Genomic DNA, 19,023 nt, shown 5'->3' with positions numbered 1-19,023 from the left:
GCCGGCGACGAGGCCGCAAGGCGACCCCAGGAACCTCAGAAGCCCTTGCTGTAGAACAGCGAGTACGACTCGATCCCATCGTTTGGCTGCTTGAGGCCGGCGTTGGAGTAATGCATGGCACGAATGCCGACTTTCTGCTCACCCGGCAGCTTCAGACCGAAGCCAATACGGTCCTCGAAGTTGACGGCCGACCCCAGGCGCTGATCGCCGACGTCGGTCTTGGAAAACGCAGCCAGGCCAATACCCGCTTCGATGTAGGGGGTATAGGTGAAACCGCTGAACTCGTAGGTGAACACCGGGCTGAACGACAGCGAGTGGGCACCACTTGCCTCACCGCCTTCCCAATAGGTGTAGGCTGCATCCCAGTAGCCGCTCAGGTAGCCGGTGCTGCTCTCCAACCACTTCTTGTCCCAATCGAACGACAGGCCGATACGGTAGGTCATGTCGCCTTGGCCAGTGGCCCCAACGGCGCCGGACACCTGTGCAGCCTGGGCCAGGTTGGCACCGGCGAGGGCCAGCACAGCGGCGGCCAGCGAAGCGGCGAGACGGGTTTTCATCAATGACTTCTCCTGATGGTCAACACAAGCAGGCCGCTGCCAAGACGGGGCCTGCTAGGCACACGGGGGCTTGAACCCCTCACTTATGGCGGTGGCCGGTGCATCCAACCGGTCACACGAGGTAATACTTTTTTGATTATTGTCCAGTTAATCAAAAAGTTGAAAGGCTTTTGCCACTATTGGCTAATAGCCACGACTTAGTCGTACTCCGCCTCATCATGCTCGCCCAGCAAACGTCGCTGCCTGGGCGTGGCATGCTCCAGCACCTCCGGGTTGAAGCGCCAGGCCAGGTACGGCGAGAATTTCTGCGCCACCATGCGCCGCCCGTAATGCACCTGCAGCATGTCGCGATCGCGCGATTCACTGAGGTTGGCGCCGCCGCTGTGCCAAAGGTCGCTGCGAAACACCAAGGCATCGCCCGCCTTGCACAATACTGGCTCGGCCTCTCTGCCCTGCCATTGGCGTTCGCCTTCCCGTGGCGTACGGCCCGCGCGATGGCTACCCGGCACCACCCATGTAGGCCCGAGGGACTGGTCGACATCGGTGAGGTACAACTGCGCCGTGAGGATCTGTATTGGTTGCGTGAAATCGCCGTGTTCGCGAAGCCAGGCTGGTAGCGCCATGGGCAGATGGTCCAGATGCAGCGCCATGCCCGGATAACCCGGATGGCTGCGCCATGCCGTCTGACCGATCACGTGGCAGTCGTGACCAAGCACGGCTTCAGCCAAGCTGATAAGCGGCGGCAGATCAAGAAACGGTAACCACAGCGGGTTACGATTGAAGACGCATTTGTAGTGCTCCAGCAGCCCCTGGTAGTCCCAGTGGATGGGTTGCAAGTCGTCGATGGCACAGCGCACCAAGGCCACCCGCAAGGGGTCGAGCACATTGGGGATCAGCACGTAGCCCTGCTCGTCCAGCGACTTGAGCTGGCGCTCCAGGTTCATGGCCAGGTTCATGGCGATACGCTCCTGAGCGGCAGGAGCACATCTGTACTCCTGCGCAGACGTTAACGATTCAACGCCAGTTCAGGTCCACCCGTGCAGGGGTCTTGCCAGTGACCACCACAGGTTGCTGCAACGTCTGGCCCTGGGCATTGGCGACGACTTTGTATTGCCCTGGCGGCAGTTGAACGAATAGCAGTGGCCCGACGTCACTCAAGCTCAGCACGGATTGGCCCTGGGCGCTTTGGATATCGACCTGGGCGCCGGTCTGGAACTTCCCTTCCGACCCAGTGGACAGGGTGACATGCAAGTCATAGCCCGGCGTCTTGCGCAAGGCATTGGCTTCATCCTGGCCGATACCGCCCTGCAGGTAACGGATGCCATTTTGCTCCTGGGGTTGCAGTTGCACCGCCTGCATGTCGATGGGTGCATTGAGGTCGGCGGTGGCCGCCAGCGTCCACGGCAAGGCGAGCGTCAGCAACAGCAAAGCGCCCAGTGCATAGTGATGATTGCGCATGATTCGACCCTCCACATGGGAACGGCTTACCTAGCATTTGACGCCGCGGCCATGCCCGAGTTCGTGCCTGCGCAGGGTCAGCCGACGCGGCGCTCTTCGAGCAATTTCACGAACATGCTCAGGCTGCGCGAGACCGTCCCTCGCCGCCATACCAGCCAGGTCTTGAGGTAACGGAAATCTTCCGACATCGGCCAAGCGCTGACCGTGCTGCACCCTGGCATGTTGTCGAGCATGCTGCGCGGCAGCATGGCCAGGCCCGCGCCCGCGCTCACGCATGCCAGCATGCCGTGGTACGACTCCATCTCATGGATCTTGCCTGGTACCGCCTGGTCCTGGACGAACCAGTTCTCGAAATGGTGGCGGTATGAGCAATTGGCGCGAAACGCATAGATGCTTGCGCCGTTGACATCCTGGGCGCGGGTTACCGGGGTATGGTTAAGGGGCGAAATGATCACCATCTCCTCCTCGAACACCGGAATGCCTTCCAGTGTCGGGTGCAACACCGGGCCATCGACGAACGCGGCCACCAAGCGCCCGGACAACACACCCTCGAGCATGGTCCCGGAAGGGCCGGTGGAAAGGTCCAGATCCACTTTCGGGTAACGCTGGTTGTAGGCTGCCAACAACGCCGGAATACGTACCGCCGCGGTGCTTTCCAGCGAACCCAGGGCGAAAGTGCCCTGGGGATCCTCCCCGGCCACGGTAAGCCGCGCCTCGTGGACCAGGTCGAGAATGCGCCGGGTGTACTCAAGAAAGTTCCAGCCTGCCGGAGACAAGCGCAAGCGGCTCTTCTCGCGGATGAACAATTCAACGCCCAGGTCTTCTTCCAACTGCTTGATGCGGGTGGTCAGGTTCGACGGCACCCGATGAATGTGTTGGGCGGCAGCGCTGATGCTGCCTTGCTCGGCCACCGCCTTGAAGATCTCCAGTTGCACCAGATCCAAAGTCATTCTCCAAACGTGAATGTTTCGCTCATTATTATTCAGTTTTCAATAAAGTCCTACACCACTAGTCTGGGCTGACTGATAAACAACAACGAGCGTACATCCATGAGCCAGATCAGCAGCCTGACCCACGCCATCTCCGTCGACCCCTTCAGCGGCGAGCAGATCGGCCACTACCCTTTCGATACCGACGCCGCACTGGAAGCGGCGCTGCAGCGTGCCAAGGCGGGTTACAGCCAATGGCGCCAGGTGTCCCTGGGTCAGCGCAGCGAGTACCTGCTGGCCCTGGCCAACACGCTGCAAGCCAAGGCTGAAACCTTCGCCCAGATGATCAGCCGCGAGATAGGCAAACCGATCGCCCAGGCCCGTGGCGAAGTGAGCAAGTGCGTTGGTCTGTGCCAGTGGTATGCCGAACACGGCCCGGCGATGCTGGCGCCGGAGCCGACCCAAGTCGAAAAAGCCCGTATCGAATACCGCCCGCTTGGCCCGATCCTGGCCGTGATGCCGTGGAACTTCCCGATCTGGCAAGTATTGCGAGGCGCGGTCCCTGCATTGCTGGCCGGCAACACCTACGTGCTCAAGCACGCGCCGAACGTCATGGGCAGCGCCTATCTGCTGGCCGAGTTGTTCAAGGATGCAGGTTTGCCTGAAGGCGTGTTCGAGGTGCTGAACGTCACCCCCGACGGCGTCACTCGGGCTATCAACGACCCGCGCATTGCGGCCGTCACCCTCACCGGAAGCGTGCGCGCCGGCATGGCCATCGGCGCACAAGCCGGTGCTGCATTGAAGAAGTGCGTGCTGGAACTTGGCGGCTCCGACCCGTTCATCGTGTTGGCGGACGCGGATCTGGATGCCGCGGTCAAGGCTGCTGTGATCGGTCGTTACCAGAACACTGGCCAAGTTTGCGCTGCCGCCAAGCGCTTGATCGTCGAAGCGAGCATCGCCGAAGCATTCACCCGCAAGTTCGTCGAGGCGACCCGCCAGCTGAAAGTCGGCAACCCGCTGGAAGATGACACCTACATTGGCCCGATGGCCCGCTACGACCTGCGTGACGAGCTTGATGGCCAGGTCCAGGCGACCCTCGCCGAAGGCGCGACCCTGCTGCTCGGTGGCCACAAGGTCGAAGGCGTGGGCAACTTCTACGAACCGACAGTGTTTGGCAACGTCACCCCTGACATGACCGCGTTCAAGCAGGAGCTGTTCGGACCGGTGGCGGCGATCATCACCGCACGCGACGCCGACCACGCGGTGGAGCTGGCCAACGACAGCGAGTTTGGTTTGGCTTCGACCATCTACACCGCCGATTACGCTTTGGCCGAGCGCATGACTGCCGCACTGGAAACGGGTGGCGTGTTCATCAATGGCTACTGCGCCTCCGACCCCCGCGTGGCCTTCGGTGGCGTGAAGAAGAGCGGCTTTGGCCGTGAACTTTCGCACTTTGGTGTGCGGGAGTTCACCAACGCCCAGACCGTTTGGCTGGATCGGAACTGACCGATCAATGGGGCCGCTTTGCGGCCCCATTACCCTCAACCCCGCGCCTGGTCCTTGACCCAGTCCAGCATCCCACCCGGCACGATCAACTCATGCCGCGCCCGTGAACACGCGGTATAAAGCCCGGCCAGCGTCAGCGCCCGCTCATTGCGGCCTCCTCCAGTGCTCGGCGCCACCATCAATTCCGGCGATACCATCACCCGGGCGAACTCCATGTTCTTCACATCCCGCACCCGCCCCAGGAACAGCTTCGGCGCCTTGTCCCAGCGGTAACGGCTCTTGGCCTTGGCGAAATGCTCCGGGGTATAGCCTTTGCGCAGCATGTTGGCCACCGCGATGAAGGCCTTGTCGTCGCCTTTGTCCTGCTCCAACGCTTGCCAGCTGGCATAGCGGAACAACATCGGGTGGCGTGGCCGGGTTCCGTACCGGTACAACTCGATGCAGTCCTCGACGAACAGCTCGAAATCCTTGCGTGCACTTTGCAGCAGGACGAACGGCACCCCTTGGTGCGTCAGTCGCTGGAACCAGCCGAATAGCCCCCACTCGTCATCGACGATCAACGCCGTCGGCTGCTCGGGAACCGTCACGGCATCGAAGAAGCTGACGCGCGTATAGTGCTCGGCGCTGCCACTGAAGGCTGCCTGGATCGACGCCGGGTGGGCCTGGATCAGCGGGTTGAGCACCGCGTCCATGGCCGGCCCGGCGCGCAGCGAATGATCGATGTAACGCTGGCGGATGAAACCGCCATGGTGCGGGCTCAGGCCGTTGAGATTCTGTAGTTCGTCGCCCAGGGCGATGACCGACTGCGGGCTGCGGTCGAGCACGGCCAGCATGGGCGCCGACAGTTCATGGGCCTCATCGACGATGACATGGGTGTAGCGGGCGTCGATCACCTCGAAGGTCAGCGACAACAGCTTCACACGGTGGTAGTCACGCACCGGCAACTGGATCTCACGGGCCGAGGGGCGAACCAGTTCTTGCCAGTACAGGCGCGCTTTATCCAGCAGCACCTCTTGGTCCAAGGGTGTGATACCCGGGCCGGCCCAGGGCAGATGGTGCAGCTGCAACTGGTCGTCCCCGCTGTGGCAGAACGCACGCACGGCCTTGATGCACAGCGCCACCACATCGCGGGCTGCCAGTGGGCCGATGTCCGGGATACCCAGCCATTTCACCACCTGCGCCTCCTGCGGGCGCCACGACAGTTTGGTCCGGTACGGATCACGCAAACGCCAGCCATTGCTGGTCAGGTCGCGGTTGAGTATTTCGTCGGCCAGTTGGCCGAATGTCATCGCGGTGTACGCCTGGGCATCCTTGACCCTGGCCTGCAGCGCCCTGAGCTGACCTTCCGTCAGCGCCAGCAACAATGTACGAGAAGGGTCGAGCAAGCGGGCGAACTGGTGAATCAGAAAGGTCTTGCCAGTGCCTGCGAAGCCCTGCACCGCCACCGACTCGTCGGCACATGACAGGAACTCGCGCAGCAGGCGGTTCTGCTGGTCGCTCAGCATCAGGTCACTGGCCAGCGACGGCAAGTACACCGGGTGCAAGGGCGTGGCGCGCTGCCGGTAGATATCGGCGAACTGAAAGCTCCACTGACCGTCGTCGTCGAGCAACTCCTGAGTGTCATACTGGACCTCGGCCGACAGCAGACCGATACCGTTCTCGCCCAGCATTCCCAAGCCCATGGCGAATGCCTCGCGGTCGTAGCGTTGCGCGACCTGCGCCTGGAACTGACCAGGCGCAGCTGCTTCCACGTCGTTGGCGATACGCACCATCTCCGCCAGTCGGCGCTCCTGGGTTTCGACCGATGGAGTGCCTGACTGGCGCGGCAGGTTCTGCACGAACAGCACGGCGGCAGCCTCCAGCAGGCTGGCGGACAGAAAGAAGTCGCCGGCGGCAGGCTCACGGGCAAGACGGTCAGCTCGATCGCTGGACAAAGGCAGGTAGAACATCGACACCTCGAGGCAGAACAGCCGGGCACGATAACAATTTTCGCCCACAAATGCTGGGCTCAGTGCCGAACCTGCGCAAACGACCGGCTCAGGCCCTGACGCGCTTGAGCGTTTCGCTCGGCAGCTCCCTGAACAACTGTCGGTAACTTTCCGAAAACCGCCCCAGGTGCCAGAACGACCAGCGCATGGCGACTTCCGCCACGGTCACCTCGCCGCCGCGCAGCAAGTCACGGCGTGCGCCGTTGAGCCGCCGCAACCGCAACCACTGTGCAGGCGCCAGGCCCGTGAAGGCCTTGAACGCCTGTTGCAGCTGTCGCAGCGACACACCCGCCACCTCAGCCAGTTGCATCAGGTTCAGGGTTTCTTCCGGGCAGTCCGCCGCCCATTCGCTGACCCTGTGCATGATCGCCCGCTCCTCGCCACGCCGTCCCAAGGCCCCTCCCTGCAGTCGCTGGCAGGCGTTGTCGAGAATGAACAGGCAGTCCTCCAGCAGTTGCTCGGCCAAAGCCTGCCCCTCCAGCGGACAGTCGGCACGGCCAAGGCGTGTCAGGGTGGCGCTCAGCCAACTGCCGAACAACGCGTTCTGGCCACTGCCCAACGGCACCATGAACAACCCCTCCAGACGCTGCGGGTCGAGGCCGTGGCTGGAAAGGAAACGCTGGTCGAACACCACCGCGACTTCCTGGTAGTTCTCCGGGGTGATCCAGATGTTGCGGCTTTGCTCGTTGAGCAGGTAAAGGCTGTCTTCGCTGCGGTCAAAGCAAAACGCCAGCGACCCGCTCGGCGCCGTGAAGAATTGCTCCACGCGGGTATTCAGGCGCTCTTCGTAAACCTCCACGCCATCGAGTCCGAGGCACCGCAATTGGCCATTGAACAGCCCCGGCGACATCTGCCGGTACTGCTGCTGCCAGCCTGGGGTGGCCCGGACTTGCTCGGTTACATCGCTGGTGGTGAAGGCCTGGACCTGCAAGGCATTGGGCGTTGTCACACGCTGTCCCTTTGCACTCTTTTGGTGCATTTATTGACGAAGAAAGTGGATAGATCGCTGCGCGCTGCTGCGGCCAAGATAGCCCTCAGCGCGTCACCTGGGAAGCCACCGGCCCCCACCGCGCCACAAAAACCCAATCAAGAGGTCTGTATGAACGCCCCCTTCGATCAGCTGTCCACTTGGCTGAAAGAACACCGGATCACCGAAGTCGAATGCGTGATCAGCGACCTGACCGGCATCGCCCGCGGCAAGATCGCCCCGACCGCCAAGTTTCTTCACGAGCGCGGCATGCGCCTGCCAGAGAGCGTTTTGCTGCAGACAGTCACTGGCGACTACGTCGACGATGACATCTACTACAACCTGCTCGATGCCGCCGACATCGACATGGTCTGTCGCCCCGACCCGACGGCGGTCTACCAGATCCCTTGGGCCATCGAACCCACCGCGATCGTCATCCACGACACCTTCGACAAACACGGCAACCCCATCGAGCTGTCGCCGCGCAACGTGCTCAAGAAGGTGCTGAAGCTGTATGCCGACAAAGGCTGGCAGCCGATTGTCGCGCCCGAGATGGAGTTCTACCTGACCCAGCGTTGCGAAGACCCGGACTTGCCGCTGCAAGTGCCGCTGGGCCGCTCGGGCCGTGCCGAAAGCGGCCGCCAGTCGTTCTCCATCGACGCCGCCAACGAGTTCGACCCGCTGTTCGAAGACGTTTACGACTGGTGCGAGATCCAGGGGCTGGACCTGGACACACTGATCCACGAAGACGGCCCGGCGCAGATGGAGATCAACTTCCGCCACGGCGATGCCCTGGACCTGGCCGACCAGATCACGGTGTTCAAACGCACCATGCGTGAGGCCGCGCTCAAGCATAACGTGGCGGCCACTTTCATGGCCAAGCCCATCACCGATGAGCCAGGCAGCGCGATGCACCTGCACCAGAGCGTGGTCGACATCGCCACCGGCAAACCGGTGTTCGCCAACGACGATGGCAGCATGAGCGAATTGTTCCTGCACCACATTGGCGGCCTGCAGAAGTACATCCCCAAGCTGCTGCCGATGTTCGCTCCGAACGTCAACTCGTTCCGCCGCTTCCTGCCCGACACTTCGGCACCGGTGAACGTCGAGTGGGGCGAGGAAAACCGTACCGCCGGCCTGCGTGTGCCGACCTCCAGCCCCGAGGCCATGCGTGTGGAGAACCGCTTGCCGGGCGCAGACGCCAACCCCTACCTGGCGATCGCCGCGAGCCTGCTGTGCGGTTACCTGGGCATGGTCGAGAAAATCTCGCCGAGCGCACCGGTGCAAGGCCGCGCCTACGAGCGACGCAACCTGCGCCTGCCGATCACAATCGAAGACGCCCTGCAGCATATGGAAGACTGTGAAACCGTGCAGCAATACCTGGGCAAACAGTTCGTCCAGGGCTATGTGGCGGTCAAACGTGCCGAGCACGAGAACTTCAAGCGTGTGATCAGCTCCTGGGAGCGCGAGTTCCTGCTGCTCAGCGTTTGATTCCCCCGGGGCGCCCAGCGCCCCAACCGCCTTGCAAGCGCCCGACGAACCGGGGCGCTGGGCCGCCTTGCGGCCCCCTACACCCAACTCAAAGAAAAAGACCAACGAGGTGTCGACATGCGTCATTTGCAGTCCCTGATCCCCGCAGCATTCACCCTGGTGTTCGCAGCGGCCGCCCAGGCCCAGCCCACCGTGAGCGTGTACAACTGGACCGACTACATCGGCGACACCACGCTGGCAGACTTCCAGGCCAGCAGCGGAATCAAGGTGGTCTATGACGTCTTCGACTCCAACGAGACCCTCGAAGGCAAGCTGCTGGCTGGCCGCACCGGCTACGACGTGGTGGTGCCCTCGAACCACTTCCTCGCCCGGCAGGCCAAGGCCGGCGCCTTTTTGCCACTGGACCGCAGCAAGTTACCGAATTTCAAGCACTTGGACCCCAAATTGCTGAAACAACTTGAACAAAACGATCCGGGCAACCAGTACGCGGTGCCGTATCTGTGGGGCACCAACGGCATTGGCTACAACGTCGACACGGTCAAGGCCGCGCTTGGCATCGACAAGATCGACTCCTGGGCTGTGCTGTTCGAGCCCGAGAACCTCAAGAAACTCAAGCAATGTGGGGTGGCATTCATGGACTCGCCGGACGAACTGTTCCCGGCCGTGCTCAACTACCTGGGTATGGATCCGCGCAGCGAAAACCCGAAAGACTATGAAAAAGCCGAAGCCCGCTTGCTGGAACTGCGCCCCTCCATCACCTACTTCCATTCCTCCAAATACGTGTCCGACCTGGCCAACGGCGATGTCTGCGTAGCCTTTGGTTATTCCGGCGATGTGTTCCAGGCCGCCAACCGGGCCATCGAGGCCAAGAACGGCGTGAAAATCGCCTATAGCATCCCCAAGGAAGGCAGCAACCTGTGGTTCGACCTGCTGGCCATTCCCAAGGATGCCAACAATCCGGAACAGGCCTTGGCCTTCATCAACTATCTGCTTGACCCACAGGTGATCGCCAAGGTCAGCGCCACGGTTGGCTACGCCAACGCCAACCCCGATGCCAAGGCCTACATGGACGAATCGTTGGTCAACAACCCCGAGATCTATCCGCCTCAGGAGGTACTCGACAAGCTGTATGTGTCGAGCACGCCGAGCCCGAAGATCATGCGTGTCATGACCCGCTCCTGGAGCAAGATCAAGTCCAACCGCTGAGCGAGTTCGCGCCATGCCTCTGAATACCCAACACACTGCGTCCTACTATGCCGCCACGGCGCGTAGCACTGCACCTTACCCCAGCCTCGATACCGAACTGACAGCCGATGTGTGCGTGGTCGGCGGTGGCCTGACCGGGGTCAATACCGCACTGGAACTGGCCGAACGCGGCCTCTCGGTGGTCTTGCTGGAAGCCCGGCGCATCGGCTGGGGCGCCAGCGGGCGCAATGGCGGTCAGTTGATTCGCGGTATCGGCCACGATGTCAGCGGGTTCGCCCGCTATGTGGGCCAGGAAGGCGTGCGTTACCTGAAGCACGCCGGCATCGATTCGGTGGCCCTGGTCGCCCGCCGTATCGAACAATATGCCATCGCCTGCGACTTGCGCTGGGGCTTCTGCGAACTGGCCAACACACCTGCCCAGTTCGCGGCCTTCCAGGATGAACAAGCTGAACTGGCAGCGCTTGGCTATCGCCACGAAACCCGCCTGGTGGGCCCCGAACACCTGCATGAGGTGGTCGCCAGCGACCAGTACGCCGGCGGACTGGTGGATATGGGTTCCGGCCACCTGCACCCACTGGACCTGGTCCAGGGCGAAGCGCGGGCCGCCCTGGCCCTGGGCGTACGGATCTTCGAGCAGAGCCCGGTGCTGCGCATCGAACATGGCACCACGGTGACCTTGCACACCGCGCGCGGCAAAGTGCGCGCGCAAAGCCTGGTATTGGGTTGCAACGCTCACCTGGACGACTTGGAGCCGCGCCTAAGCGGCAAGGTACTGCCCGCTGGCAGCTATGTGGTGGCGACAGAACCGCTGCCCGACTCGCTTGCCAGCACGCTGATCCCTCAGAACATGGCGCTGTGCGACCAGAAAGTCGGCCTGGATTACTACCGCCTTACCGCCGACCGCCGCCTGCTGTTCGGCGGCGCGTGCCACTACTCGGGGCGCGATCCGAAGGACATTGCGGTCTACATGCGGCCGAAGGTCCTCAAGGTGTTTCCCCAGTTGGCAGACGTACGCATCGATTACCAGTGGGGCGGCATGATCGGCATCACCGCCAACCGATTCCCTCAGGTCGGGCGCTTGAGCCAGCATCCGAACGTGTACTACGCACAGGGTTACTCCGGCCACGGCCTGAACGTGACCCACTGGACTGCGAAGCTGCTCGCGGAGTCGATTGCGGTTGGGCAAAGCCAGGGGCTGGATGTATTCAGCGCCGTTCCGCATCTGACCTTCCCGGGTGGCAAGGCGCTGCGTTCACCGCTGCTGGCATTGGGGATGCTGTGGTACCGCTTGAGGGAGGTACTCGGTTAAGAAGGCCGCTTCACCCTGGGGGAGCGAGCCTCGCCCGCGATGCTCTTTTTGTTCGCCGATATGGGACTGACGTGGGATCGAGTGCTGCTTACGCGACGCATCGCGAACAAGGCTCGCTCCTTCGGTTGTTCCACGCCGATCAAGGCAAAAGCGGGTTTACCCGCGAAGAACTCGACGCGGTGCAGCCTCTCCGACTTATCAGCAATACATTCAATGCTTTAAGCACCAGATCTGAGATATGACTTTAAGTAGATACTTTTCCGATAATTTACTCAAAGTATCGACTGTAACCTATTGTCTTACATGCCATTTTACAATCATATTTCAGCGCGTCTTCAGCATTCCACGAACGCCACCGCCAAACCACCTCGCGAGGTTTCCTTGTAATTGGCATGCATGTCTGCCCCCGTGTCGCGCATGGTGCGGATCACGCGGTCAAGGGAAATGAAATGCTCGCCATCGCCGCGCAGGGCCATCTGCACGGCATTGATTGCCTTCACCGCAGCAATGGCATTGCGCTCGATGCAAGGCACCTGTACCAGACCACCGACCGGATCGCAGGTCAGGCCCAGGTTGTGCTCCAAGGCAATCTCCGCAGCGTTCTCCAGTTGCGCGGGAGTGGCGCCGAGCACCTCGGCCAGACCGGCGGCAGCCATCGAGCAGGCCGAACCCACCTCCCCCTGGCACCCCACCTCGGCACCCGAGATCGACGCGTTCTTCTTGCACAGGATGCCAACCGCAGCGGCCGCCAGCAGAAATGCCACCACATCGTCATCGCAGGCGTCGGGGTTGAACTTCATGTAGTAGTGCAGCACCGCCGGAATGATCCCTGCCGCACCGTTGGTGGGTGCAGTGACCATACGACCACCGGCAGCGTTTTCTTCATTCACCGCCAGGGCGAACAAGTTCACCCACTCCATTGCACTCAGGGTCGAGCCGATGACATTGGGCTTGCCCAGCTCCTGCAGGCTGCGGTGCAGGCGTGCGGCGCGGCGCTTGACGTTTAGCCCGCCCGGCAGGATGCCTTCGTTGCGCAGCCCATTGGCGACACACTCGCGCATGGCCGACCAGATACCCAACAGGCCCTGGCGCACGTCCTCCTCGCAACGCCAGGCGCGCTCGTTGGCCATCATCAACTGGCTGACACTCAGGCCGTGGGCCTTGCACAAGGCCAACAGTTGGTCGGCGCTGGAGAACTCGTAGGGCAAGGTAACGCGATGCGCGTCGTCGCGCGGTGCGTCGATTTCGCCCTGCTCGACGATGAAGCCACCGCCAATCGAGTAGTAGGTCTGGCTGAACAGCAGCCCTTGTTCACCCTGTGCCTCCAAGGTCATGGCATTGGGGTGGTACGGCAGGCTTTCGTCCAGCAACAGCATGTCGCGGTCATAGTCGAACGCAAGCGGGTGGCTGCCATCGAGCATCAGACATCGCTCTTGCATCAGTTGCCCGATTCGCGGCTCGATGGTTGCCGGGTCGATGCGGTCCGGCCACTGACCCATCAGGCCGAGCAGGCACGCGCGGTCTGTAGCATGACCCACGCCGGTGGCCGACAGCGAGCCGTAAAGACGCACCTGCACCCGACGAATCCGCCCCAGCAACCCCTGCTCACGCAGGGCCAGGGCAAAGCTTGCCGCCGCGCGCATCGGGCCCACTGTGTGAGAGCTGGACGGGCCGATGCCGATTTTGAATAGGTCGAAAACACTGATAGTCATGCTAATGCCTGACCGTGCCAGCCACGTACGCCGCTGCACGGACCTCCGGAAAAATTGAACGGTGATACGAAGTTGCGCGATACTGCCGCGCATACCTTCGGATGACCAACGAAACTTTCTAAGCAAGGCTTTAGCTTAACTAAACGATGAGACGACAACTCAATGGCCAGACGTTCGTCTGGCTGCATGTGTTCTCCTGTGCGGCCCGACACCTGTCTTTCACCCGCTGCGCCCAGGAACTGCACATCACCCCCGGCGCCGTCAGCCAGCAGATGCGCCAGCTCGAAGAGCGCCTGGGTTACCAGCTGTTCCTGCGCCGGGCGCGGGGCGTGGAACTGAGTGCCGAGGGCCAGCGCCTGGCCCAGACCGTGGCCGAAGCCTATGGCAGCATCGAGGCCGAGTTGCTGCGCCTGGATGCCGGGGAGATTCGTGGCACCTTGCGCGTGCGTTCGATTCCTTCCTTCCTGGCTAAATGGCTCACCCCTCGCCTGCCACGCTTCCAACAGCGCTACCCGGATATCGAACTGCGCCTGGTGGCCGAGGACAGTGCCCAGGCATTGCACCCGGATGATTTCGATCTGGCCATCGACCTGAACGACGGCAGCTATCCCGGCATGCTGTCGACGCCATTGCTGGACGAGCAGATCTTCCCGGTCTGTTCGCCCGCGCTGTTAAGGGGGCGCCCACCGTTGCACGGGCCAGCGGACTTGGTGCACTACCCCTTGCTGCACGACATCACGGCCTGGCGCGGCAGTTCCGAGTATGCCGAGTGGGAGTTCTACCTGGACGGCATTGGTGCCCGTGGACTGGATGTACGCCGCGGCCATACCTTCAACCGCAACCACCTGACCATCGAAGCCGCCATTGCCGGCATTGGCGTCGCCATCGCCCGGCGCACACTGCTCAACGACGAACTCGAACGAGGCGCGCTGATCGTGCCGTTCGGTGTACCGATCGCCAACCACAAACGCTATGTCCTGCACTACGCGCCTGGCGGTTTGAGCCAGCCAGGGGCGCGTGCGGTGCATGACTGGCTGGTCGAAGAAGCCGAAGGGTTTCGGGCGTTACACCCTCTGCACGCTCAGGACTGAAGCAATGCTCAGCGGAAGCTTCAAGCTGCGACTGGGCAGCCCTGATGGCTTCAATAGGCGTGCTTGCCGGTAAAGGCATTGAGCGTTCGCACCAGAATCACGAAGTCCAACCACAACGACCAGTTGTTGATGTACTCGATATCGGAGTCCACGCGCTGGATCATCTGTTCGATGTCTTTGGTTTCCCCACGGAAGCCGCGCACCTGGGCCAAACCGGTCATACCCGGTTTGATGTTGTGGCGCGCGAAGTAATCCACGATATCCTGGGAATACAGCGAATCATGTTGCAGGGCATGGGGACGCGGCCCCACCAGCGACATTTCACCTGTCAGCACATTGAACAGTTGCGGCAGTTCATCCAGGCTGGTGCGGCGGATGAATGCGCCTACCCGGGTCAGCCGTGGGTCGTTCTTTTGCGCCTGTTTGACCACGCCAGCTTCCGGCTGGTGGACGTGCATGCTACGGAACTTCCAGATGCGGAACGATTCGCCGGTCCAGCCGGTGCGTTCCTGGCGGAAGAACACCGGCCCCGGGCTGTCCAGCTTGATGGCAGCGGCAATCGCCAACAGAACCGGTGATGCACACAGCACGATCAGCGCGGCAAGCACCCTGTCCTCCAGGTTCTTGAGGAACAGGCTCATCCCCGTCAACGGCGTCTCGGACAAGGTCAACACGGGAATACCGGCAATTTCACGCACACTGTGGTTGATCAGGCGCAGCGAGAAGATGTCAGGCACCCAGTTGACGGCGATGCACCTGTCGAGCAGCTTGAGGTAAACCTCGCTGATGACCTCCGATCCGCCCAAGGGGGTGACCAGGTAGACCGTGCGCACCGCATGGCGCGTGACGATTTCATCGAGGTCACCCACATGCCCGAGCACCGGCAAGCGCTGCTTGCCGTCAACGCCGTCCTTGCCATTGTCCTGCCCCGCCTCCATCAGCACACAGCCCACTACCCGCTCGCCAAGCCAAGGGTTGTTGCTGATCTTCTGATGCAGGAAGTTGGCCAGCTCCCCTGTGCCGATGATCAGGGCATTGTCCAGCCCGTGGGTCATGAAGCGCTTTTGTACCTCGCACACGGCGATGTGCAGGAATAGTTGGGCGAAGTAACCGATCACGAACAGCTTGCCCACCAGTAAGCGCGAGTAGGTCTCGCTTTGCTTGGTGAGAAACGCCATGACCACGAGAAAGCAGAACGTGACCGACCAAGCCTTGAACAGCCTGAAGGCCTTGATGCTGAGCTTGGCATTGCTGCGGTAGATCGCATAGTGGTCGTAGACCACCGCCAGCGCGCCGATCAGCAACAGCAGCATGATGACGTAGTCGGAAGTGATGTAGCCGAACTGGGTGTAGATCAAGTACCAGGCGATACCGGTGACGGCGATTCCATCGAGGCCAGCTTGAATGGCGTTGCTGACGCTGCTTCTGCGCTGGAGTAAGGAGCGACTGCTTCTGGGTTCGAAAACCATTCTCCGACCTCATCTATGTGAGCGTAGCAAACGTCTTTGCATCCGCTTCAACGGGCGCAACAGCCGCTTTCAGTGCCTGAAAGCCCGACGCCCAATGAAAGCCCCACCCCAGCCCGCCAACGAGGCGGTTGTAATCAACTGTAGCAGCGCCGTGTCACCCGCGTGGTCGCAGTGCCCTCCTGCCCTTGCTTTTGGCCGGTTCACACGCCCCGCCGGCTAAGCAACCAGGTGCGCAGCAGAAACAGCGGATTGCCCACCACATAGCGCACGAACAACCGTTTAGGCTCCCTGAACAAGCGGAACGCCCATTCGCCGCCCAGGCGCCGTATCCAGCGGGGCGCGCGGGTGACCTTGCCCCCTAGGAAATCCAGGATGGCCCCACCACAGACAATCAGACACGGCGAGGCAGCCCGCGCCAGCTGGACGGCAACGGCCTCCTGTTTAGGCATGCCCATGCCCAGAACGATCAGCTCCGGGCGGACCTCGCGCGCCAGTTCGAGATAAGTGTCGGCATCGGCGAAACCATGGTGAATCGAAACAGGCACTACGCCATGAACGCTCGCAGCGTGTGCCACCGCCTGGCTCAGGAAGGGTTCCTGGGTCCCCCAGAACGCCACGCGACGCCCCTTGTAGCTCTGCAACAGTTTTGGGATGAAGTCGGTGCCGTTCATGTTCAGGCCAGGGTCCAGGCCCAGCTGGCGATAGAGGATCGACATGCCTGCCCCGTCCCTCAGCAGCACGTCAGCGCCTGACAACGCATGGCCGTATTGCGCATCACCCACCACCAGGTTCATGGCATGGGCGTTGACGAAACCCAGCACGGTCGGCGCCAGTGGCGCTGACAGCGCTGCCAGTATCCGCTGCTCGTCCGCCGGATCGCTGACCACCCGCAACTTGCCGAGGATCGTCTTCCAGCGCTGTTGCCAGGGGTGCTTGTCCATCAGCCGTCGTCCCTCTTCGAGCGCACCCAATCGACCTGGCGCTTGATCAGAAAACCCAGGTACAGAGGGATCTTCCTGGCGGCATAGAACGGTGCGTACAGCAGCACCGAAAACGAGATCAAACGCCGTGCGAAGCGCCACCACGCCAGCCACACCGCCCCCATCAGCAGCCCCATCGCAGCACTGGCGATCACGGCCGCCAGCCAGGTCCCGAACAACACGCCCGCCAGCCATGAAATGCAGAACAGCGCCACCCAGGAAAGCGTCAGCAGCGCCAGCGGCGGCACCATCAGGTCCAGGGCCATGGCCAGCAGTGCGCCGTTGCGTTGCGTGAAGGCCGCCGCAAGTCGCCTGGGGGCATCCGCCAGCAGCACGCCCAGATGACCGTGCTCCCAACGGGTGCGTTGGGTGTTCAAACCCTCCTGACTGCTCGGAAAGACACTGGTGACCTGCGCATCGCTGCAGAACACAGGCGGTTTGCCGCGCTGGCAGAAATCCAAGCCCAGCTTCAGATCCTCGACCAGATGCCCGTTGGCCAAGTCGACCAAGGCCAGCGCATGCCAGGGCAATGCCATCCCTGCTCCCATGAGCTGGCACGGCAGGCCCAATCGAGCCCAGCCCCGGGGGCGCACAAGGTTCTTCACACGCCAGGCAAATTCGGCGACCTGAACCTTCAGCCCCGCCCCCTGGGGTGCATGCATCAGGTAGAGCGCTTGCACCGGCCGATCGGCTGCAGCGCAGGCGCACGCCAGACGTTCGATAGCACCCTCTGCCACCCGGCAATCGGCGTCGATGATGATGAGCACCTCAGGCGCGTCATCCTTCAAGTGGCGCACGCCGAAGTCCAACGCATAACCCTTGCCGCGCAGGTGCGCATGCTGGCGCTCGACCACTTGCGCCCCCGTGCAACGTGCCAGTGCCGCTGTGTCGTCGGTGCAATTGTCCGCCACCACCAGCAACCGATCGCCCTCGCGCAATTGCGGGCGGATGCTGTCGAGCGTTGCGCGAATCACCGGTGATTCATTGTGCGCCGGTACCAGCACCGCCACGCGGGGGCGCGCCCCGGCCAGCACCGGCGGTGAGCGTGTTGGCAGGCAGGCCGCCAGCACCTGGGTGAACAGCACCAGCACTGGCAGCAGCATGACCAGTGAAACCGCCACCAACAGCCATCCCAGCACGGTAATCATGCGCAGGTCCTGAAGTAATGAGCCAACTTGGCCGCTTCGGTGTCGATATCATGGCGCTGCAACACACGGCGATACGCCGCATCGCCCATTTTCTGCAGTACCTCGGCAGGTTGGTCCAGGCATTCGGCCATGGCGTCGGCCAATTCTTCCACTGCACCTGCCGGGAACAACCAGCCACTCTCGCCCTGGCGGACCAGTTCGGGGATACCGGCCACGTAGGTCGTCAACACCGGCCTGCGCAAGGCCATCGCCTCCATGATGACCACCGGTAGGCCCTCGGCAAAACTGGGCAGCACCAGTGCCCGGGCGGCGAGGATCTCCTCACGGACCTGGGCACTGCTGATCCAGCCGGTGATGCGCACTTGCCCTTGCAAGCCATGCTGCGCAATGAAAGCTTCGATGGGTGGACGCATCTCACCGTCGCCGGCCAGTACCACCTCGAACGGCACCGACCGTGCCGCCAGCAGACGTACAGCCTCCAGCAACAGCAATTGCCCCTTTTGCTCGCACAGCCGCCCCACGCACACCAGCCGAGGCACCGCCGGCGCGTCGACCGCTGGCACTTCGTGGAACGAGCGCTCCAGGCCGCAATGCACCACTTTCACCTTCGCCCAATGCTCATGGGCTACCCAACGGTAAAGCTGGCTGCGCCCATAGGAGCTCACCGCGGCAACGAAGGCGGCGTGCCGCACTTTTTCGCCCATATGGAGAAACTGCGGTTTGTCGAACTCTTCCGGCCCGTGCACGGTGAAGCTGTAGCTCGGCCCGCCCAGGGCGTTGGCCAGCATTACCACTTCAGTGGAGTTGGTGCCGAAATGCGCATGCACGTGCTCGGCGCCGAATGCCTGCAGCCACTGCACTACACGGCAGGCCTCGGCCAGGTAGACCAGATGGTACGGCCAGGGGCGGTCGGCCCGCCGCCCATGGCGCAGCGCCAGGCCAAGCGCCGACATGAAGCGCCGCGGTTGGGCACGTAATACCTCAAACAACGGCATGAACAACCCCTTCAGGCCGTCCTTGAGCACGTAGAGGGTCTTGTCGCGTTCTGCGAGGTCTTCGTCATCCTGCAATTGGGCATCCCAGCCACGCAGGGCGATGCGTTGGATCTCCATGCCCTGGCGTTCCAGGGCGAGGATTTCCCGTCGAATGAAACTATGGCTGACCTTCGGGTACTGATTGATGAAATAAGCAATGCGCATAGGAATCCAAGTC

The 19,023-nt window shown here is 62.2% G+C and carries 16 protein-coding genes; 5 read left to right on the top strand and 11 right to left on the bottom strand.

Annotated features, from left to right (window positions below; genetic code table 11):
* Nucleotides 1-35: 35 nt before the first annotated feature.
* The 4 genes from P3R38_RS12045 to P3R38_RS12030 all read right to left on the bottom strand — a co-directional run bounded on the left by P3R38_RS12045 (nucleotide 36) and on the right by P3R38_RS12030 (nucleotide 2,959).
* On the bottom strand, nucleotides 36-557 hold the full coding sequence (locus P3R38_RS12045; RefSeq protein WP_023380490.1) for an acyloxyacyl hydrolase: 522 nt from the start codon (nucleotides 555-557) through the stop codon (nucleotides 36-38).
* Between the two features lie 197 nt (nucleotides 558-754).
* On the bottom strand, nucleotides 755-1,501 hold the full coding sequence (locus tag P3R38_RS12040) for a phytanoyl-CoA dioxygenase family protein (RefSeq protein WP_041925664.1): 747 nt from the start codon (nucleotides 1,499-1,501) through the stop codon (nucleotides 755-757).
* 70 nt (nucleotides 1,502-1,571) lie between these two features.
* Nucleotides 1,572-2,015 (bottom strand): hypothetical protein, encoded by a 444-nt coding sequence (locus tag P3R38_RS12035; RefSeq protein ID WP_023380488.1) that lies wholly within the window; start codon nucleotides 2,013-2,015, stop codon nucleotides 1,572-1,574.
* 77 nt (nucleotides 2,016-2,092) lie between these two features.
* Nucleotides 2,093-2,959 (bottom strand): LysR family transcriptional regulator, encoded by an 867-nt coding sequence (locus P3R38_RS12030; RefSeq protein ID WP_023380487.1) that lies wholly within the window; start codon nucleotides 2,957-2,959, stop codon nucleotides 2,093-2,095.
* Nucleotides 2,960-3,064: 105 nt separating this feature from the next.
* Between P3R38_RS12030 and P3R38_RS12025 the strand changes: the two genes are divergently transcribed.
* The gene (locus P3R38_RS12025; RefSeq protein WP_023380486.1) at nucleotides 3,065-4,450 is read left to right on the top strand and encodes an aldehyde dehydrogenase family protein; all 1,386 of its coding nucleotides are present in this window, start codon (nucleotides 3,065-3,067) and stop codon (nucleotides 4,448-4,450) included.
* Between the two features lie 35 nt (nucleotides 4,451-4,485).
* On the opposite strand, the gene P3R38_RS12020 is transcribed toward P3R38_RS12025, so the two are convergent.
* Together P3R38_RS12020 and P3R38_RS12015 are read right to left on the bottom strand one after the other, a co-directional pair.
* Nucleotides 4,486-6,399, bottom strand: a complete 1,914-nt coding sequence (locus P3R38_RS12020; RefSeq protein ID WP_277687176.1) for an AAA family ATPase — start codon at nucleotides 6,397-6,399, stop codon at nucleotides 4,486-4,488.
* An 88-nt stretch (nucleotides 6,400-6,487) separates the two neighbouring features.
* Entirely contained in the window at nucleotides 6,488-7,387 is a 900-nt protein-coding gene (locus P3R38_RS12015) for a helix-turn-helix domain-containing protein (protein WP_027907570.1), read from the bottom strand.
* A gap of 150 nt (nucleotides 7,388-7,537) precedes the next feature.
* Between P3R38_RS12015 and P3R38_RS12010 the strand changes: the two genes are divergently transcribed.
* From P3R38_RS12010 to P3R38_RS12000, 3 genes are all read left to right on the top strand, one after another.
* Nucleotides 7,538-8,896, top strand: a complete 1,359-nt coding sequence (locus P3R38_RS12010; protein WP_023380483.1) for a glutamine synthetase family protein — start codon at nucleotides 7,538-7,540, stop codon at nucleotides 8,894-8,896.
* A 117-nt stretch (nucleotides 8,897-9,013) separates the two neighbouring features.
* Complete coding sequence (locus P3R38_RS12005; protein ID WP_277687175.1) at nucleotides 9,014-10,102, top strand: polyamine ABC transporter substrate-binding protein; 1,089 nt, start codon at nucleotides 9,014-9,016, stop codon at nucleotides 10,100-10,102.
* Nucleotides 10,103-10,115: 13 nt separating this feature from the next.
* On the top strand, nucleotides 10,116-11,411 hold the full coding sequence (locus P3R38_RS12000) for an FAD-binding oxidoreductase (protein ID WP_104881804.1): 1,296 nt from the start codon (nucleotides 10,116-10,118) through the stop codon (nucleotides 11,409-11,411).
* A 335-nt stretch (nucleotides 11,412-11,746) separates the two neighbouring features.
* Here P3R38_RS12000 and P3R38_RS11995 read toward each other — a convergent pair whose 3' ends face one another.
* Nucleotides 11,747-13,123 (bottom strand): L-serine ammonia-lyase, encoded by a 1,377-nt coding sequence (locus P3R38_RS11995; RefSeq protein ID WP_104883960.1) that lies wholly within the window; start codon nucleotides 13,121-13,123, stop codon nucleotides 11,747-11,749.
* Nucleotides 13,124-13,269: 146 nt separating this feature from the next.
* Here P3R38_RS11995 and P3R38_RS11990 point away from each other — a divergent pair, with 146 nt between their 5' ends.
* On the top strand, nucleotides 13,270-14,214 hold the full coding sequence (locus tag P3R38_RS11990; protein WP_023380479.1) for a LysR substrate-binding domain-containing protein: 945 nt from the start codon (nucleotides 13,270-13,272) through the stop codon (nucleotides 14,212-14,214).
* Between the two features lie 50 nt (nucleotides 14,215-14,264).
* On the opposite strand, the gene P3R38_RS11985 is transcribed toward P3R38_RS11990, so the two are convergent.
* From P3R38_RS11985 to P3R38_RS11970, 4 genes are all read right to left on the bottom strand, one after another.
* A complete protein-coding gene (locus P3R38_RS11985) occupies nucleotides 14,265-15,683 on the bottom strand; it encodes an undecaprenyl-phosphate glucose phosphotransferase (RefSeq protein WP_104883961.1) in 1,419 nt (472 codons plus the stop codon).
* A gap of 200 nt (nucleotides 15,684-15,883) precedes the next feature.
* On the bottom strand, nucleotides 15,884-16,624 hold the full coding sequence (locus P3R38_RS11980) for a WecB/TagA/CpsF family glycosyltransferase (RefSeq protein WP_277687174.1): 741 nt from the start codon (nucleotides 16,622-16,624) through the stop codon (nucleotides 15,884-15,886).
* Nucleotides 16,624-17,811 (bottom strand): glycosyltransferase family 2 protein, encoded by a 1,188-nt coding sequence (locus P3R38_RS11975; RefSeq protein WP_023380475.1) that lies wholly within the window; start codon nucleotides 17,809-17,811, stop codon nucleotides 16,624-16,626. Before P3R38_RS11975 ends, P3R38_RS11980 begins: the two co-directional genes overlap by 1 nt.
* Entirely contained in the window at nucleotides 17,808-19,010 is a 1,203-nt protein-coding gene (locus P3R38_RS11970; protein WP_023380474.1) for a glycosyltransferase, read from the bottom strand. Before P3R38_RS11970 ends, P3R38_RS11975 begins: the two co-directional genes overlap by 4 nt.
* Between the last annotated feature and the right edge of the window lie 13 nt (nucleotides 19,011-19,023).

This window comes from Pseudomonas sp. NyZ480 (assembly GCF_029537255.1).
In the GTDB taxonomy this organism is placed as follows: Bacteria; Pseudomonadota; Gammaproteobacteria; order Pseudomonadales; family Pseudomonadaceae; genus Aquipseudomonas; species Aquipseudomonas taiwanensis.
Note: the sequence above shows the minus strand (reverse complement) of the source record. Positions and strands in the feature narration are given on the sequence as shown.

Bases quoted from the DNA above. Each gene is read 5' to 3' on its own strand.
- P3R38_RS12045 (WP_023380490.1), bottom strand. From the start codon at position 557: ATGAAAACCCGTCTCGCCGCTTCGCTGGCCGCCGCTGTGCTGGCCCTC.
- P3R38_RS12040 (WP_041925664.1), bottom strand. From the start codon at position 1,501: ATGAACCTGGAGCGCCAGCTCAAGTCGCTGGACGAGCAGGGCTACGTG.
- P3R38_RS12035 (WP_023380488.1), bottom strand. From the start codon at position 2,015: ATGCGCAATCATCACTATGCACTGGGCGCTTTGCTGTTGCTGACGCTC.
- P3R38_RS12025 (WP_023380486.1), top strand. From the start codon at position 3,065: ATGAGCCAGATCAGCAGCCTGACCCACGCCATCTCCGTCGACCCCTTC.
- P3R38_RS12020 (WP_277687176.1), bottom strand. From the start codon at position 6,399: ATGTTCTACCTGCCTTTGTCCAGCGATCGAGCTGACCGTCTTGCCCGT.
- P3R38_RS12010 (WP_023380483.1), top strand. From the start codon at position 7,538: ATGAACGCCCCCTTCGATCAGCTGTCCACTTGGCTGAAAGAACACCGG.
- P3R38_RS12005 (WP_277687175.1), top strand. From the start codon at position 9,014: ATGCGTCATTTGCAGTCCCTGATCCCCGCAGCATTCACCCTGGTGTTC.
- P3R38_RS12000 (WP_104881804.1), top strand. From the start codon at position 10,116: ATGCCTCTGAATACCCAACACACTGCGTCCTACTATGCCGCCACGGCG.
- P3R38_RS11995 (WP_104883960.1), bottom strand. From the start codon at position 13,123: ATGACTATCAGTGTTTTCGACCTATTCAAAATCGGCATCGGCCCGTCC.
- P3R38_RS11990 (WP_023380479.1), top strand. From the start codon at position 13,270: ATGAGACGACAACTCAATGGCCAGACGTTCGTCTGGCTGCATGTGTTC.
- P3R38_RS11985 (WP_104883961.1), bottom strand. From the start codon at position 15,683: ATGGTTTTCGAACCCAGAAGCAGTCGCTCCTTACTCCAGCGCAGAAGC.
- P3R38_RS11980 (WP_277687174.1), bottom strand. From the start codon at position 16,624: ATGGACAAGCACCCCTGGCAACAGCGCTGGAAGACGATCCTCGGCAAG.
- P3R38_RS11975 (WP_023380475.1), bottom strand. From the start codon at position 17,811: ATGATTACCGTGCTGGGATGGCTGTTGGTGGCGGTTTCACTGGTCATG.
- P3R38_RS11970 (WP_023380474.1), bottom strand. From the start codon at position 19,010: ATGCGCATTGCTTATTTCATCAATCAGTACCCGAAGGTCAGCCATAGT.